At 44.6% G+C, this 17,535-nt stretch carries 9 protein-coding genes; 6 read left to right on the forward strand and 3 right to left on the reverse strand.

The window, feature by feature from the left end; genetic code table 11:
* Positions 1 to 334: 334 nt before the first annotated feature.
* The 4 genes from QUA97_RS15600 to QUA97_RS15615 all read left to right on the forward strand — a co-directional run bounded on the left by QUA97_RS15600 (position 335) and on the right by QUA97_RS15615 (position 5,024).
* Positions 335 to 1,162, forward strand: coding sequence for an alpha/beta fold hydrolase (locus QUA97_RS15600; RefSeq protein ID WP_333195171.1), 828 nt, complete (start codon positions 335 to 337; stop codon positions 1,160 to 1,162).
* Positions 1,163 to 1,287: 125 nt separating this feature from the next.
* The gene (locus QUA97_RS15605; RefSeq protein WP_333195172.1) at positions 1,288 to 2,766 is read left to right on the forward strand and encodes an ATP-binding protein; all 1,479 of its coding nucleotides are present in this window, start codon (positions 1,288 to 1,290) and stop codon (positions 2,764 to 2,766) included.
* 614 nt (positions 2,767 to 3,380) lie between these two features.
* Positions 3,381 to 3,740, forward strand: a complete 360-nt coding sequence (locus QUA97_RS15610; RefSeq protein ID WP_194010737.1) for a VOC family protein — start codon at positions 3,381 to 3,383, stop codon at positions 3,738 to 3,740.
* Positions 3,741 to 3,743: 3 nt separating this feature from the next.
* Positions 3,744 to 5,024 carry a recombinase family protein gene (locus QUA97_RS15615; protein ID WP_333195173.1) on the forward strand — a complete coding sequence of 427 codons (1,281 nt, stop codon included), beginning with the start codon at positions 3,744 to 3,746 and terminating at the stop codon, positions 5,022 to 5,024.
* Between the two features lie 356 nt (positions 5,025 to 5,380).
* On the opposite strand, the gene QUA97_RS15620 is transcribed toward QUA97_RS15615, so the two are convergent.
* The 3 genes from QUA97_RS15620 to QUA97_RS15630 all read right to left on the reverse strand — a co-directional run bounded on the left by QUA97_RS15620 (position 5,381) and on the right by QUA97_RS15630 (position 11,272).
* Positions 5,381 to 6,514, reverse strand: coding sequence for an adenylate/guanylate cyclase domain-containing protein (locus tag QUA97_RS15620; protein ID WP_333195174.1), 1,134 nt, complete (start codon positions 6,512 to 6,514; stop codon positions 5,381 to 5,383).
* A gap of 36 nt (positions 6,515 to 6,550) precedes the next feature.
* Positions 6,551 to 9,580 (reverse strand): ATP-binding protein, encoded by a 3,030-nt coding sequence (locus QUA97_RS15625; RefSeq protein WP_442922533.1) that lies wholly within the window; start codon positions 9,578 to 9,580, stop codon positions 6,551 to 6,553.
* Positions 9,581 to 9,730: 150 nt separating this feature from the next.
* A complete protein-coding gene (locus QUA97_RS15630; protein WP_194067605.1) occupies positions 9,731 to 11,272 on the reverse strand; it encodes a sensor histidine kinase in 1,542 nt (513 codons plus the stop codon).
* A gap of 1,029 nt (positions 11,273 to 12,301) precedes the next feature.
* Here QUA97_RS15630 and QUA97_RS15635 point away from each other — a divergent pair.
* Positions 12,302 to 13,624, forward strand: coding sequence for an AAA-like domain-containing protein (locus tag QUA97_RS15635; RefSeq protein WP_333195176.1), 1,323 nt, complete (start codon positions 12,302 to 12,304; stop codon positions 13,622 to 13,624).
* Between the two features lie 329 nt (positions 13,625 to 13,953).
* Positions 13,954 to 17,526 (forward strand): AAA-like domain-containing protein, encoded by a 3,573-nt coding sequence (locus QUA97_RS15640; RefSeq protein WP_333195177.1) that lies wholly within the window; start codon positions 13,954 to 13,956, stop codon positions 17,524 to 17,526.
* Positions 17,527 to 17,535: the final 9 nt, after the last annotated feature.

Below are 17,535 nucleotides of genomic sequence, written 5' to 3' on the forward strand. Positions count from 1 at the left end.
GCTTAAATAAATAAATCTACCCGATCAAAGGTAAAATACCGATCGCTAAAAAGCCCGCTGTGTATGTCTTCTTCCTTCTGTCCTAGATAACTAAAGCCCTCTCCCCTCGGACTGATGACGTTGTACCGAAAGCTCGGAGGCAACAGCAAAACATGACTGATGACTACCCTTCGACTTCGCTCTTCGGGCAAGATGACTAATGACGTTGTACGGAAAGCTCGGAGGCGACAGCAAAACATGACTGATGACTGATGACTAATGACTAATGACTAATGACTAATGACTTCTTCCCTCTTCCTTCTTCCTTCTACAAATTATCAGGAGTCGATCGCCCGTGCAGTCAATAGCAATAGCACACAAGCACACACTAACCACATTTGTCAATAGCAGCAGCCAAACAGCCGCCTACCTCGACATCGGCAGCGGCCCACCGTTATTGCTGCTGCACGGTTTCTTCGGAGAAAAGACTTGCTGGCTGCCATTAATTGAAATATTGCAATCTCAGTTTCGGTGCATCAGTTTAGATATGTTAGGTTTTGGAGAATCCAGCCAACCACAAATCCAGTACGACGTAGCCGTAGAAGTTGCCTTTGTGCGACAAGTTATAGAACAACTAAACATCGAACCCTGCAGCATCATCGGGCATTCTTTTGGCGGTTGGGTAGCCTCTGCATATGCCCTCAAATATCCTAATTCCGTCAGCAGTTTAATATTAGCAGCACCAGCAGGAATTCGGGACGACAGTTTTTGCGGTCAATACGATGCTTTGCGGCCGCTGCTGTGGCAAACCCCAGTAGTTGATTGGGCCTTGCAGTTGGCCAAACCTGTGGCTCGTCTTGCAGGAAAAAGTGACAAATTGCAGGAAATTTCCGGGTGGCGGCGCGAGTTAATGTCTCAACCAGTAGCCCGGTCATTTTTAATGAGCCGGATGCGGCCGGAAGACGCAGTTGATACAGTCGAAAAAGAAATTCACAAATTACAAATTCCTACCTTAGTCATCGCAGCCGATAGCGACGAAACAATTCCTCTGTGGCACTGTGAAACCTACGCCAAGGAGATACCGGGGGCAGAATTAGTAATTATTCCCAACGCCACCCACGGGTTGCCACAAACTCAACCTCAATTCATCGCGAAGTTGATTTGTAAATTTTGGGATAATTAAGAAAACCTTTGCCAAAAGCCGCATTCTAAAAATTGTGATAGACAACTAATGAAAAATAATTGTATTTTAGGATACTACTTCCACAGAAAATACATAATATATTAGTAGTATTGTAATTTTTTTTTATGTCTATCACATCTTGTGTCAGCACGAAATACAGACATTTAGTAGATTCTGAGGTATTACGAATGGCAGTGCTGAGCAACTACTTTAATCTGGAAGAAATTACCACAGCCAGAAAAGTTAGTGCTGCAGTAATCAACATCAGCGGTCGCCAGCGAATGCTTTCCCAGCGATCGGCTTTTTTTTGCATGAGGTTAGTTTGCTCTCAGAATGCTGCAGAAAGAGCAAAACTGCGGGGGAATTTGTTACAGGCGATCGCGCTTATGGACAAATCGCACCGCGACTTAATTAATACTGACAGCAGCAACTTATTGAGTCCCCCTTCACCCACCGTCAAAGCAATGTATTTTGAGGGGCCGCTATACCTAGACAAGCAAGTGCGCGAATATATCCATCGAATAAAAGCATTAATGCAAGTTCCCGATGCCGAACTCAGCCTAGAAAATCCCGATCTAAAGTACATTATCGCAGCAGCGGGCGACGAATTGCTAGCAGCTTTCGATGCTGTCGTGAGTCAGTACCAGCAAGAAAGCGAAATCGAACAATTTGAAATCGACTTCAAACAGATTGAACTGTATCAAGAAAGCTGTGCTGCTACCTCGAAAGCCGAAGCTCAAGCCGCCGAGATCGATCGCGCACTTCGCGAGCTCAAACAAACTCAAGCCCAACTGATGCACAGCGAAAAAATGTCTTCGATAGGAGCATTAATGGCCAGCATCGTCCACGAAATTAACAACCCAGTTAGTTTTATTCACGGCAACTCGATCCATGCCAAAACTTATACTGAAGATTTGCTGCACCTGCTATGTCTCTATCAAGAATACAATCCTAATCCCTGTGCCGAAATTAAAAAGACAATCGCAGAAATAGACCTCGAATTTCTAGTTGAAGACTTGCCTAAAGTTATGTCTTCCATGCAAATTGGTGCCGAACGAATTCGCGAAATTGTCAAATCTATGGGCAGCTTTTCGCGAACAGATAACAGTAAAATGACGCAGTGCGACTTGCACGACAGCATCGACAGTACCATCTTAATTTTGCGAAACCGTCTCAATGCTAAAACAGACCGTCCCGACATTCAAATAATTAAGAATTATGAAAATATTCCTGGTGTTGAGTGTTATGCCGGACAGATAAATCAAGTGTTTATGAATCTAATTAGCAACGCGATCGATGCTTTAGAGGAGACAGCACAAAATCAGCCCAATGCTGCGTTAAAAATTTATATCCGCACAGAAGTAGCAGGGAGCGATCGCGTGAGAGTGCGGATTACTGACACGGGAGGGGGAATGACAGCAGAGGTAAAAGAACGAATGTTCGAGCAATTTTTTACCACAAAGGCGATCGGTAAAGGTACAGGCTTAGGATTGTCTATTGTCTACAAAATCCTAGTAGAAAATCACCGAGGAACGCTCAGGTGCGAATCTGAACCGGGGAAGGGAACAGAGTTTATTATTGAACTGCCGGTGCAGCAAACTTAAGCAATTTATCAAAGTCAAAATTTCTCCCATTTCTATGTGAAATCTGCCTGGGTTCGATCGTTCCCATTGAAAAATTACACATATCCTACTTTAATTCTAGCTGATAAATAAAATACGCCGTACTAATCGCCACTCACTTCATCGGCAAGTTACCTAACTTCGGCAATTTTTCAATTGTGAATAGCTGCGAATTCAGCAGATTGAGGTAGAATAGACCTCTTGCAAAAGTCAAATTTACCCCCCTTAGTCCCCCCTTATTAAGGGGAGAAACAATAATAATCTTGCTCCCTCCCCGCGGGAGGGGAGGGTTGGGGTGGGGTGCTTTGGATTTTTGCAAGAGTTCTAATCAAGTGCTTTATTTTTTTGATGATATCGAGTTCGGAACTCGCGCAAAAATTTTCGGTTTCAGCCGCTAGTTGAGAGCAGCAATTTTTTGATTGCCAGTGCAAAATTCAGCATTAACTTATATAAATAATATTGCTTAAATTGTGGTAATCAGTATTAAAAGTGACAGCTAGTGTTATCATGTCAAAAATTAACAAACATCAACCAATCTGCGTCGATCGGCGCTCATCAGCCAGCATCAGCGGTCAAAAAATTAATATTCAACAAAAATGCAAATTACTCAACCCCTCCACTGTGCCATCCTAGTTTCCCAACTAGAAACATCTGAACACTTTTACAGCAATGTATTAGGACTGCAAAAAATCGATCGAGAATTAAAATTTCCCGGAATCTGGTATCAAATCGGTAACTTCCAGCTTCACCTAATTTTAGCGGCAACAATTATACCAGATGCCATAGATTCCCAAAAATTGGGACGCAACCGACATCTAGCATTTTCTGTGGCAAACTTAGAGGAGGCAAAACAACAATTAATAGCCAGCAATTGTCCGGTACAAATGAGTGCGTCAGGTCGATCGGCATTATTTACCCAAGATCCCGACGGTAACATCATTGAACTCAGCGAGTAACAGATGAAAATCATCGCCTACTCTTACAGCGAACCGCTACTAGAAGCTGCGCCAGCGCCCGAAATTTGGGGCCAAGAGGTCGATCGCATCTATCAAGACTTAGGAGGGCGACAGCAACTGCAACAACTCCTAAAAGATTGCCAAGCAGAACCAGTCAAATACCTATTAATTCAGCGCTTTGAAGAACTGGGCGACACAGTACAGCAAGTGTGCGCGCACCTAGAAAAACTCGAAAACCTCGGCATCGAACTCATTGTCACAGACGAAAAACAAACCGAAAATAGAGCAAACTTACTCAAACTCCTCGCAGAAGTCCAGCGCAGCCAACACAGCCGCAGCATTCGCAAAGGACACGCCCGCAACCGCATCAAATCCCTTCCCCCACCAGGAAAAGCCCCCTACGGCTACCGGCGTGGCAAAGACAAATATACGATCGACAAAACCGCTTCCCCCGCCGTCAAAGACTTTTTTGATCACTTTCTCATCTACGGTTCCCTGCGCGGTTCCGTGCGCCATTTAGCAAAGAAATACAACAAAAAAATCTCCGTCAGCACAGGCCGCCGCTGGCTGACAAATCCCGCCTACCGAGGCGATTTAGAATATCAAAAGGGCCAAGTCATTTCTAACACCCACGTCCCGATTATTTCCAGAGAAGAAGCCGCCCAAATAGACCGATTGTTGCGCCGCAACCGCCACCTTTCTCCCCGCAGCGCCAGCGCCCCGCGTTCCCTCGCAGGTTTAGCAATTTGTGCGGAATGTCGATCGCCCATGACAGTTGCAAAAGTCACCTCCTACCGCAAAGATCGAGAATACCTTTATTTGCGACCGATTAACTGTCTGTCTCAGCCCAAATGCAGCGGTATTTCCTACGAAGAAGTATTGCAATTAACTATAGCAGGAATTTGTCGGGATTTGCCCGATGCCGTCGCCCAGTTGCAAATGCCGGAGATGAACGCAATTAAAGCAGGAATTGCCGGATCTATCTGCTCGAAACAAGAAATCATAGAGCAACTACCAGCCCTAATTGAAAGCGGCATTTTTGACAAAGAAACTGCCGAACTGAGAGCCTACAAAGTCCGCACGGAAATAGCCGAAATGCAAAGCAGGCTCGCACAATTGCCCCCGGTCAACTTGCGAGAAACCGCGCAAACAGTTTCTCTTCCCCAGTTTTGGCTGGATTTGTCGGAATCGGAACGCAGGTTTTATTTTCGTGAGTTTATCGATCGCATTGAGATAGTCCGGGAAAATTCCCTATTGAAACTGCAAATTATTTTCATTTTTTAACAGTCGTAAATCAGCCCGGACTTGCTATAGCTTTTCTCAAAAAGGTGATATCATTTCCGGTCGATTACCATAGAAAATACTGTTTGTGCGTGTCCACAAAAGTACCAAATATTGAGCCTATGCAAGCCCGCACTACGAACCTTACTTATTGTGGTAAATCGATAGGACACGATCTGAGAATTCAGTCGATTTTAGATTGAATAATTTTAGTCAACGTAGGGTGCGTCGCCAAGAACAACTCTCGCTATCAACTAAAATTAAACGAGTGACGCACCCTACAACTGATAACTTAAGTAAACCGTATTGCATCATAGGAGAGATCGAAAGACTATATAACTTAGCAAGGAGTTTTAACTCTATTTTTTAGCCTTTAGCCAATAAACAATTAACTCTCCTTTACCTTTAACCGCGATCGCGCCTCTTTCCTCCAATACATACCGCTCTTTTAACTGCTCGCAAACAGCAGAAGTCACTTGAATATACCCCGGTAATCCTTGACATTCCATGCGAGAAGCAACATTAACAGTATCTCCCCACAAGTCATAAATAAATTTTTTAGTGCCAATCACCCCAGCAACTACTGGGCCTGTATTAATGCCAATCCGAATTTGAAAGGGTTCGCCCGTGTCGGTTTTAAAATCTGCGATCGCATCCTGCATATCCAACGCCATATTTGCGATCGCCCCTACATGATCTGTCCTCGGCACAGGTAAACCCCCCGCCACCATATAAGCATCCCCAATTGTTTTAATTTTTTCCAAACCGTGTTTTTCAGTTAATTCGTCAAATTTTGAAAAAATCTTATTTAGAAAATTTACCAATTCTAGCGGTGAAATTCTGGCAGCAAGAGACGTAAAATCGACAATATCTGCAAAAAGAACTGTTGCTGACTCAAACCTTTCAGCAGCATAACCCTCGCCTTTTTTTAAATTTTCAACAATCGCAGCCGGTAAAATATTCAGCAATAAATGATCCGATTTGTTTTGAGCCAGCCGTAAAGCTAGCTCAACTGTCTGCCGCTCTTTAATTTCCTTTTGCAATCGATCGACAAACTCTTCTAGTTGCTTAGTTTGCTCTTGAAGCAGTCGTTGCTGATTTTGAATTATTAACTGATTTGCCACTCGTGCCAATACTTCTTTACCTTGAAAAGGTTTAGTAATATAATCAACAGCTCCCACATCAAAGGCTTTTACTTTATCTGAAGCGTCATCTAAGGCGCTTAAAAAAATCACGGGAATCGAACTGGTTTTTGGTGAAGCTTTCAAGTTTGCACACACCTCATATCCATTCATCTCTGGCATCATCACATCCAGCAGAACTAGAGTCGGCGGAAACTCCTGCACCGTCGCCAGAGCTCTTTTTCCGTTCAACGCTTTGCGAACCTGATAGCCTTGCTCAGTTAGGATTGTAGATAAAAGCCGCACGTTATCTGGTTTATCATCAACTACTAAAATGGTGGCTGGAATTGTAGCAGACTGATTGCTGTTCATGCGATCGCTAACCGTATTTTTTCAAAATCCAATATATTAAGAGTCACACGCCTTAATGGCAGACTTCGCTAACTCAATAATATCATCAAACAGGAAATCACGTGCTAAATCAGTTAAAACTTTTGCAGAGGCAACAAACTCTACAGGCATCCCCTCAATCAACCGAAGAATCTTATCATCGTAGCATTCATGAGCAGCATCATGGATATTATCCAGCCACTCAATAGGCATTTGAGCGAGTTGTAATCCTACGGATTCATTGCTGCTAACCCCACTCAATTCGCTTTCGTTTTCAAGATCTTTATCAACAGATTCATCGTAAATATAGCTAAGCTCTAAGTATTTCTCTATGATAGCAAACAAGATTTTAGCCTCAAACGGTTTACGCATAAAATCATCGCAGCCTGCTGCTAAAATAGTTTGTCTTTCCTCTTCAAAAGCGCTAGCTGTGAGAGCGACAATCACCGTTTCTTTTCCGAGAGGATGAGATTTAATTTGTCTGGTTGCTTCATAACCATTCATTACAGGCATTTGCATATCCATCCAAATCAGGTGCGGTTGCCAATCTTCCCATACATTAATAGCTTCTTGACCATTTTTAGCTTCTCGCACGAGGAAGCCTAGCGGTGACAATAATCTATCTATGACTAGACAATTATCGGCACGATCGTCAACCACCAAAATCCGGTACTCTGGTTGATCTGGTGCTAAACCAATGACTTTTTTATGCGGTTTAAGCATTTGAATTTCGGTGGCATCGGCAAGACCCAGTTGAATATCAAATGAAAACGTACTTCCAAAATCTGGTGTACTCCTGACAACAATATCCCCTCCCATCATTTGGACAAATTTGCGACTAATTGGTAAGCCTAGTCCGCTTCCCTGTTCGGATTTATAACCTGCTTTTGTTTGCTCGAATGGTAGAAATAACTTATTCATTTCTTCTGCAGCAATGCCGGGGCCAGTATCTTGGATTTCAAACTGAAGGTGTAAAGATACCGGGCGAATAGAATTCGCGTTTGCACAATCAAAATTCGCAGGCGCGGACTTTTCATATCCCCTGTCGGCGGTTTTTGTTTGCGTGCTTTTCAACTCTACATTTTCAGTCGCTAAATTTTCTTCTACCTTGTTTTTCATTCGCAAGGTAACGCTACCCGTCTCTGTAAACTTAATGGCATTTCCGACAAGATTAATCAAAATCTGGCGCAATTTACCCTCATCTCCATTAACAAAGTATGGTACACTTTGGGCTATTTCAAAATTTAGCTGCAATCTCTTAGATTTAGCTTTCAGTCGAAACATTTCTTCTAGGGTTTCTAGCAGGCGAATTAAATTAAAACTGCTTTCATTAAGTTGACTTCTGCCTGCTTCAATTTTGGACATTTCCAAAATATCATTAATTAGCGAAAGCAAATGTTCCCCGGCGCGATTAATAATTCCTAGGTGTTGTTGGTGTTCGTTGTTTAGGGATGAATCGCGCACCATCACCTGACTAAATCCCAGAATTGCATTCAGGGGAGTCCGCAATTCGTGACTCATAGAAGAAAGAAATTCACTTTTGGCGACGTTGGCGGCATCAGCCACTCTGACAGCTTTTTGCAGCGCTGCTTCTGCCAACTTGCGATCGGCAATTTCTGTTTTCGCTTGTTCAAATAGCGTACATTGCTGGATGGCAATTGCTAGCTGTACGGAAATTTGCTTGAGAGATTCTATCTCAGAAGAGTTCCACTGTTTTTGACTGCGGCAGTGATGAGCAATTAGTAAGCCCCATAAATTTTCCCCTTGCAAAATAGGAACCACGAGGTTAGCTTTAATTTCAAATTGGGCGAGTAAATTAATGTGGCACTCGGAAATATCAGCCGTATAAATATTGTCGATCGCGCGAATGTGTCCCTGTTCGTAAACAGCAACGTAGTCTGTCCTAAAACAAGGATCGTTAATGTCAATTCCTTGAATCGGCATCACACCCCTTGCTACCGATTCGACTGCTATAAATCCGCTCCAATCTGAGTTGAATCGGTAAATAACCGTCCGATCAGTTGACAAGAACTCGCGAACTTCGACCACAGCCATTGTCAGAACTTCTTCTAGGTTAAGAGAAGAGCGAATCCGCTCTTGAATGGAATTCACCAGCCGCTCTCTTTTTAGTTGCTGTAGCAAAGCTGCTTCTGCCTGTTTGCGATCGGTAATATCTACTCCATAACCAACACACTCCACAGGTATGCCAGCAGCATCTTTGACCAACTTAACCTCATCGTGAATCCAGCGATAACTACCATCTTTGTGCAGTTCGCGGTATTCGTAGGAAATCAATTCTTTTTGCAATATCTGAGCGAAGGCAGTATCTATAATCTCTCGATCTTCGGGGTGAACGAGGCTGTGCCAATCCAGGGAACCATCCACAAATTGTCGCGCTTCGTAGCCCATCATTGAAACAATATTTTCGCTAACAAATGTTACGTCATAATCTCCCCCTAATTTGCAGCTAAAAATAACTGCCGGAGTAGTAGCCAACAAATATTGCAAGCGTTCGGTAACTGAGCGCAATTTAAACTCGGCTTGCTGGCGCTCGCAAGCTTCAGTTTCTAAGGAAGTGTTGGTTTCTGTCAACTGTGCGGTACGCTCTTGCACTTTAAGTTCTAAATCTTCATAGGCGCAGCGCAGAGCTAATTCTGCCTGTTCGCGCACGGCGATTTCCCGCTGTAATTTGATATTAATTTCTTCTAATTCTTGAGGGCTTTTTAATGATAAAAACTGCGGAATTAGCCCGAACAGCGTTCCGGCAGTGTAGCAGGAAACGAGGCCAGTAACTCCTTTTTCAATCCCGGACAGCCAATAAGCGGAATGCCACAGCGTCCAAATATCTATCAAGTGACCCGTACCGCAAAGAACAATAAATGTACTAAATAAAGCAAATATTCCTGAGAACGGAACGTCGCGTCGCTTCAAAATAAAATAAATCAGCATCGCCGGAATTGAATAGTAGGCGATCGCGATTAAAAAGTCGCCGGTTACGTGCAGCCACACCAAAGGCGTTTGCCACAGATAGCAGTGACCGTGCGGCATATACTGAGTTGGAGAAAAGATATTTTTGACTATTTGCCACATAATGTTTGGTTGCAGATGATACTAAGTGGAACGATCGTCTTGTTTTTGTGGGGCGGGCTCTCTGGCCCGCCCCACAAGTTGATTTATAAAAACGGGATGTTCGCAATTTTAAAGCTTTACCAAAAATTTTTCAGAGCAAGCTGCTGGCTGAGGTTGGGATTTTAAGGGAATTTTAATAATAAACTCAGTACCCATCCCAACCTCGGAAGTGCAGCGCAAATAACCTTCATGGCTTTGAATAATTTGATAAGAAATTGCCAAACCCAGACCTGTACCATAACCGATAGGTTTAGTCGTATAAAATGGATCGTAAATTTTAGCGATCGCCTCAGCATCTATGCCACTGCCATTATCAGCAATGTGAATCTGCACCCACTGGCCGTCAACCAAAAGCGTGCGGATGCGAATTGTTAGCCGTTTGCAATGGGCATATTGCAAGCGAGCGGGTAAATTTTTCCCCCAACAGTCTTTTTTGACCGAATGCTTCTGCACCGCCATCTGTTCTAAAGCATCAATCGCATTAGAACAAATATTCATAAATACTTGGTTGAGCTGTCCGGCGTAGCATTCCAAATCTGGCAAATTTCCATAGTCTTTAATCACTTGGATAGCCGGACGGTATGGCTGTTCTTTCAGGCGGTGCTGCAAAAGCATTAAAGTGCTGTCGATACCTTCATGAATGTTTACCTTTTTCATATCGGCTTCGTCTAAGCGGGAGAAGGTGCGTAAAGATTTAACTATATCTTTGATGCGCTCGGCTCCAACTTTAATCGAACTAAAAAGTTTTTGCAAGTCTTCTAAAATAAAGTCGAGCTCGATGCTGTTAATCTTGTCGGCAATTTCCGGCGGAGGAGTAGGGTAATAAACTTGATAAAACTTAATCAATCCCAAAAGCTCTTGAATGTATTCCTGGGCCGGAATCAGATTGCCATAGATGAAGTTAACAGGGTTATTGATTTCGTGAGCAATGCCAGCTACCATTTGCCCCAAAGAAGACATTTTTTCAGTTTGCACGAGTTGGGTTTGGGCACTTGTGAGTTGTTGTAGAGTGTTTTCTAGCTGCTGAGTTTGTTTTAGCAGTTGAGCTTCAGAATGTCGCAATGAATTTTCAGCCAAGGAGCGATCGCGATTTTCCTGTTGCAAAAGCTCGTTAGCAACCTTTAAAGCTTGCGTCCTTTCAATAACTCGCTTTTCCAATTCCAGCATTAATTGAGAGAGTGCTTCCTGAGCTTGCTTGCGATCGCCCACCTCATTTTGTAAAGCCAAATTTGCCGCCGCCAATCGATCGGGACTGGGGATCGCCAAAATTTTGGGGATTAGTTCCACCAGCACTGCTGCTGTGGATAGCGAAACTAGCGCCGTAATCGCTTTCAGAAAACCAGAGAACCAATAATTAGGATGCCACAGCGTCCATATTTCCATAACGTGGGTAATGCCACAGCAGACAATAAAAGAGCCAAATAACATGAAAATCCAGTCAAAAGGCAGGTCTTTTCGCTTCTTGACAATATAAATTAGCGTGATGGGTATCGCAAAATAAGCGCAAGCAATCAAAGCATCAGACAAAATGTGCAGCCCCACTAATCCAGGCTTCCACAAATAGCAATGACCGTGAGGAATAAAATAATTAGGAAACATTTTATGAACCATTTGTCTTCAACCAACCAGACTATTTGCTAGCTCATCTTTTTGAAAAAGTATTGCAGCACCATTTCCCAAAACCCTGCAACCAAATAAAAAATTGCTCTTGAGACTGAACGCTATTGATGAGTCGATGCAGCGATATAAAACTACTTTTAATTAAATTAACATCAATCGACTGAGCTTGAGCAAAGTCAACTGTCACATTTTTAATTGTGGCTTCACGGCCAACTGTGACACCTAGATGACATTTTGGCTAATTTGTTTGGAAAAACTGAGCGCTGCTACCTGAAATGGCGCTGAGCAAGTACCTCTTGAAATTGGGTTACGGCGCTCAGCAGAGGTTTCCGCTTCAGTCTGGCTCCCCCCTAACCCACGTCCCACAAGAACATTCCTGGGGGTGCATCTCAGTTTTGCAATAAGTATTTTTTTACAACAGTGCGAGCGTCCCCGCTCGCACTACAAATGCAAACATGAGATGCTCCCATACTTGGACGCAGGCGAGGCAAAAAACCCGGTTTATCGATGGAGTATCTCTCGGATGAGCAACGATTTTCCAAGAAACCGGGTTTTTTTGGGTAAGTTCTAAAGAAACAAAGATTGTTGTGGGACAGACTCTCCGTCCAGTCCCAAAGTTTGATTAAAAAGACTGAGACAACAAGTCCAGTTAATCCTCGATATGGGTGCGAGAAAAATCAGATTTAACGATTTGACCCCACTTCAAAAACAGATACTGTGCCACGTACAGAAGTGTCAGAGACGAACGAACTCAAAATTTTAGACCCCACTTCAAGCTCCCCGATTCACCGAGTTGCAAGTAAATCTCCAATCTAAAATCTAAAATCTACAATCTAAAACTTGTACCCTCGCGACTTGTGTGGAGCGTAGCCGAAGCAAGCCAAAGTATCTAAACTTGACAGAGTTGTTACCTTCTGAGAAAAGTCGCTACAGGCTGGTGTCGCAATCAAATGGGCGATCGGCTTTACAGTCAAGCAAAAGTGATAATATCAACTATACACTTACGGGCAATTGCCAATTATGACGATAGATGAGGTACTACAGCTAACTCGTGCGCGATCGCAAAAAGATTTACATCCCGTACAAGAAATCCTACTCCGCCAAGTTTGGGAAGGAAAGACTTATACAAGCATCGCATTGGCCTCTCATTACGGAGAGCATTACCTGAGAAACATCGCCTCTGGCTTGTGGCAATCTCTCTCTGAAATCTTGCATATACCTATTAGTAAATCTAATTTTCGCTCCTCTCTAGAATCGCGTTCCTTAACCGCAGAGGAAGCAGAATTAATTGAAAAATTCACCCGCAGCCAATGCCTAGCAACACCTTTAGAATATCCCGGCTCTCCCGTACCCCTCGGTTCGCCATTTTATATCAATCACCCGCTAATTGAAGAACTCGCGTATCAAGAAATTGCCAAGCCAGGGAGTGTTCTGCGGATAAAAGCTCCCAGGAAGATGGGTAAAAGTTCACTTTTGCTACGAATTTTAGACCGCGCTAATTCTCTAGGCTACCGAACTGTAAGTTTGGATTTTCAGCAAGCTGAGGAAGCTATTTTAGACAACCTCGATAAATTTTTAAGGTGGTTTTGTGCCAACATCAGCAGGCATCTAGATTTGCCACCTTTATTAGATAATTATTGGGATGAAGATATGGGCAGCAAAGTAAGCTGTACCATTTATGTTCAGCAATATATATTAACTGAAATAAATTCGCCTTTAGTATTAGCTTTAAATGAAGTCAATAGAATTTTTGAGTATCCCAAAATTGCCCGAGAATTTTTGCCGCTGCTGCGAAGCTGGCATGAAGAAGCAAAGCGGAATGAAACCTTGGGAAAACTGCGGGTGATCGTCCTTCATTCCACAGAAATTTATATTCCTTTAAAGCTCACTGAATCGCCTTTTAATGTCGGTTTGCCGCTGCAATTGCCCTATTTTACAGAAGAGCAGATACTTGCTTTAGCGCAGCGTTACGGACTCGATTGGACAGATAGCCCCGATGCCGAGCGACTGATGGCAATGGTGGGGGGACATCCTTATCTAGTCCGGCTCGCTTTTTACCATCTCTATCAAAAGGCTGTAACGCTAGATATGCTTTTGCAAGAAGCTCCGACCATAGGAGGAATTTATAAAGATTACTTGCGGAATTTTTGGGTGACATTGCAAGCAGATACCGAACTCGCAATTGCCCTTAAACAAGTGGTAAAATCTGAGCGCGGTCTGGAATTAGAGCCGATAGTAGCTTGTAAATTAGTGAGTATGGGATTGATTCATATCGATAACAACCGCTGTACGCTAAGCTGCGAGTTGTACCGCCTGTATTTTGGTTCGCCAAACTTTATTTAGTGATTGCCTACCGTAAAAATCTGTGCTGCTGTTAAGTTTAAGTCTGGGAAGGGAAGCGCACCACATCATCACCTCTATAGCAATCCTCGCATCAGTTGTGTAATTGTTGTAGGGGCAATCCCACGCCCGGTTTCCCCGATAGATAAGGGGTAGGCACGGGGGCACTACCCTACATATTTTGCTTGAGATTGCTATATTATCAAAGCAACTACTTGGGAAACCTAAATTTTACCGATGGATTATAATTCAGTAGGAATGCTGACAAAAACCACACTCAAACCGCCTCTTTTTCTAGTAAAGTTTCAACTTTTAACTAACTAATAGATGACATGACCGAGGTAACATACCAAATTGGTGGCAGTCTTGCCAGTGATGCCCCTACATACGTAGTGCGGCAAGCAGATGACCAACTCTATCAAGCCTTGAAAAACGGCGAGTTTTGTTACATCCTCAACTCCCGTCAAATGGGCAAATCTTCGCTGCTGGTACGCACCTTCCATCGACTGCAAGCAGAAGGCTTTCAATGCAGCACCATCGACATGACGCGCATCGGCAGCGAAAACATCACGCCTTTACAGTGGTATAAAGGAATTGTTGGTGATTTGTGGCGCAGCTTCAATCTCTTAGGAAAAGTGAATTTAAAAACTTGGTGGAAAGAAGAAGAAGTTTCCTTTCTGCAAAGATTAAGCTATTTTATTGAAGACATTTTGTTGGCAAAATTTCCCGAAGACAGGATTTTTATATTAGTCGATGAAATTGATAGCATTCTGGGGTTAGATTTTCCGGTAGATGATTTTTTTGCTTTAATTAGGTATTGTTACAACCAAAGAGCCATCAATCCCGAATACAACCGGATTACCTTCGCCATTTTCGGAGTAGCCACACCCAGCGATTTAATCGCCGATAAAAGAAGGACTCCTTTTAATATCGGACGAGCGATCGATTTGCAGGGATTTCAATTGGAGGAAGCACAGCCACTAGCGAAAGGATTAAAAAATGTAATAACCAATCCGCCAGCAGTGATCAAAGAAATCTTAGCCTGGACTGGAGGACAGCCATTTTTAACTCAAAAAATATGTGAATTGGTGGTAAGAAGTGCTAGAGAATCCCGCAGCGGCGATTTAAAAATACCACCGGGAACAGAGGGATTTTTTGTGGAATCGTTGGTGCGGGATAAAATCATTGATAAATGGGAATCGCAAGACGAGCCGGAGCATTTCAAAACTATACGCGATCGCATTCTTCGCAACGAACAACGCGCAGGTAGATTGCTCGGCATTTACCAACAAGTTCTGACCCCCCCGCCTTCGGCTCCCCCCCTTAATAAGGGGGGGCTAGGGGGGGTGTCAACAGATGACAGCCGAGATCAAATCGAACTATTGCTATCGGGTTTAGTGGTAAAAAAACATGGGTATTTGCAGGTAAAAAACAGAATTTATCAAGAAGTATTTAATCTCGAATGGGTAGAAAAACACTTAGGGCAACTGCGCCCTTACTCCCAACTATTTGATGCTTGGATCGCTTCCAAACAACAAGACGAATCGCGACTGTTGCGCGGACAAGCGCTGAAAGACGCTCAATTTTGGGCGCAAGGAAAAAGTTTGAGCGATTTGGACTATCAATTTTTAGCCGCTTCTGGTGAATTAGACAAGTTGGAAATGCAGCAAGCACTGGAAGCAGAACGAGTAAAAGAAGTCGAAGCACGACTGGTAGAAGAACGCAAGCGCGTAGCTTATGAAAGAAAGACAGCACAGCGACAGCGCAAGTTTATTGCAGCGTTGAGTGGGTTGCTGATAGTTGCGATCGCCTCCGCCATTTTCGCCCTCTGGCAATATTACCGCGCCGTCACCAGCGAAATTCAAGCCCTCGCCTCCTCCTCCTCCGGGCAATTCGCCTCCCAACAGCGATTAGACGCCCTCGTCACTGCCATCAAAGCCAGACGCAGGCTCGATGGCCTCCCTAATTCCAACCCCCAGTTGCGATCGCAAGTTCAACAAGTGCTGCAACAAGCCATCTACGGAACGGCAGAATTCAATCGCCTGTCGGGGCATTCCAGCCCGGTTCTGGCAGTTGATGTCAGCCCAGACGGTCAACTCATCGCCACCGGGGGCGGCGACCAAACAGCCAAGCTTTGGCAGCGGGATGGTACCTTGCTGCACACTCTCCAACACACGATCAGCAGCGTCTACGCCCTCCGTTTTACTCCCGACAGCCAGCGCCTGGTAACATCCAGCGTGGACGGCAACATTTATCTGTGGGATCGAGACGGCAAACTGCTCAAAACCTTTCAGGGACACAGCGCTGCGATTTGGGCGATCGCCGTGAGTCCAGACGGTGAGCGCATCGCCTCCGCCAGTGAAGACAGCACCATTCGCCTGTGGAGCGTTGATGGCAAACCGCTCAAAACCCTGAGCGGACATCAAGGTGCAGTTTGGGGTGTTGCCTTTAGCCCGGATGGAAACCTGCTCGCATCTAGCAGCACAGATAATACTGTCAAGGTCTGGACTCTAGACGGCGAACTGGTGAGCACTCTGGAAGGCCACAGCGCCACCGTTTGGGACGTTGAGTTCGTTTTACTTGCCGATAATAGCGGCACCAAGCGTCCCGCCATCATCTCTGCCAGCGCTGACAACACTGTCAAACTCTGGCAACCTGACGGAACCCTGCTACGAACTCTTAGCGGTCACAGTGCGGAAGTGTTTGAAGTCGCCGTCAGCACAGCAGGCGATCTCATTGCTTCCGCCAGCGCCGACCAAACCATCAACCTCTGGAAGCCGGACGGGACAATTTTGAAAGTCCTCAAAGGGCATCAATCGGGAATTCGCGGGCTTGCTTTTATTCCTAACAGTCCAATAGTTATCTCCGCCAGCGACGACAATACCGCCCGACTCTGGAATCCGACCAACCCCTTCTCGAAAGTCCTTTACGGACATGGCGGCACGATTTGGGATGTGAATTTCAGCCCGGACGGTCAGATGCTAGCTTCAGCCAGTACGGATGGCAGCTTCAAACTGTGGGCGCGAGACGGCACGTTGCTGAAGTCTTTTGCCGGAAATAAGACTGCCGTTCGTTCCGTTGCTTTCCTCTCTGGTGCCAGCTTTGCCAATCCTGCGATCGCACCTATTTTTGCTACCGCTAGTGAAGATAAAACGATTAAATTCTGGCAGTTCGACGGCACGCTACTGAAAACCATAACAGGTCATGAAGCTGGAGTTTGGGATGTCTCCGCCAGTCCAGATGGTCGGCTACTGGCTTCTGCTAGCAACGATAAAACCGTGAAACTGTGGAACAAGGACGGCATTTTGCTGAAAACTTTCACAGGGCATCGGGCTAGGGTTTACGATGTGGACTTTACCCCTGACGGACAGAGGCTGGTTTCAGGCAGTAGCGACAGCACTGCTCGGTTGTGGAGCCTTGACGGTCGGTTTTCCAAGACTCTAAAAGGTCATCGCAGCCCGATTTGGAAAGTTGCCATCAGTCCAGACGATCGCACTTTGGCAACTGCCAGCAGGGATGACACGATTAAACTCTGGACGATCGATGGTACGTTGCTCAAAACCCTCAAGGGAAATACTAGAGGCGTGATGGCGGTTGATTTCAGTCCTGACAGTCAAATGCTGGTGGGGGGAGGCTCAACTGGCGCACTCAAACTTTGGAAAAGAGACGGTACAGAAATAACGACGCTAACCGGACATGAAGGGAATGTCTGGGCGGTGGCGTTTAGCCCCGATGGCAAACAGATTGCCTCGGTTGGGGACGATCGCACTATTATTTTGTGGGATGTGGAGGGCATTCTCAAACTCGATGAACTGGGTTATGCGTGCGATCGCGTCCGGGATTATTTGCGAACAAATGTCGAAGTGAAGGAAGAGGACAGACATTTGTGCGATCGTATTCAGTAAATTAGAATA

The sequence above is a fragment of the Microcoleus sp. CZ3-B2 genome, from assembly GCF_036705055.1.
In the GTDB taxonomy this organism is placed as follows: domain Bacteria; phylum Cyanobacteriota; class Cyanobacteriia; order Cyanobacteriales; family Microcoleaceae; genus Microcoleus.

Bases quoted from the DNA above. Each gene is read 5' to 3' on its own strand.
- QUA97_RS15605 (WP_333195172.1), top strand. From the start codon at position 1,288: ATGTCTATCACATCTTGTGTCAGCACGAAATACAGACATTTAGTAGAT.
- QUA97_RS15610 (WP_194010737.1), top strand. From the start codon at position 3,381: ATGCAAATTACTCAACCCCTCCACTGTGCCATCCTAGTTTCCCAACTA.
- QUA97_RS15615 (WP_333195173.1), top strand. From the start codon at position 3,744: ATGAAAATCATCGCCTACTCTTACAGCGAACCGCTACTAGAAGCTGCG.
- QUA97_RS15620 (WP_333195174.1), bottom strand. From the start codon at position 6,514: ATGAACAGCAATCAGTCTGCTACAATTCCAGCCACCATTTTAGTAGTT.
- QUA97_RS15625 (WP_442922533.1), bottom strand. From the start codon at position 9,580: ATGCCGCACGGTCACTGCTATCTGTGGCAAACGCCTTTGGTGTGGCTG.
- QUA97_RS15630 (WP_194067605.1), bottom strand. From the start codon at position 11,272: ATGGTTCATAAAATGTTTCCTAATTATTTTATTCCTCACGGTCATTGC.
- QUA97_RS15635 (WP_333195176.1), top strand. From the start codon at position 12,302: ATGACGATAGATGAGGTACTACAGCTAACTCGTGCGCGATCGCAAAAA.
- QUA97_RS15640 (WP_333195177.1), top strand. From the start codon at position 13,954: ATGACCGAGGTAACATACCAAATTGGTGGCAGTCTTGCCAGTGATGCC.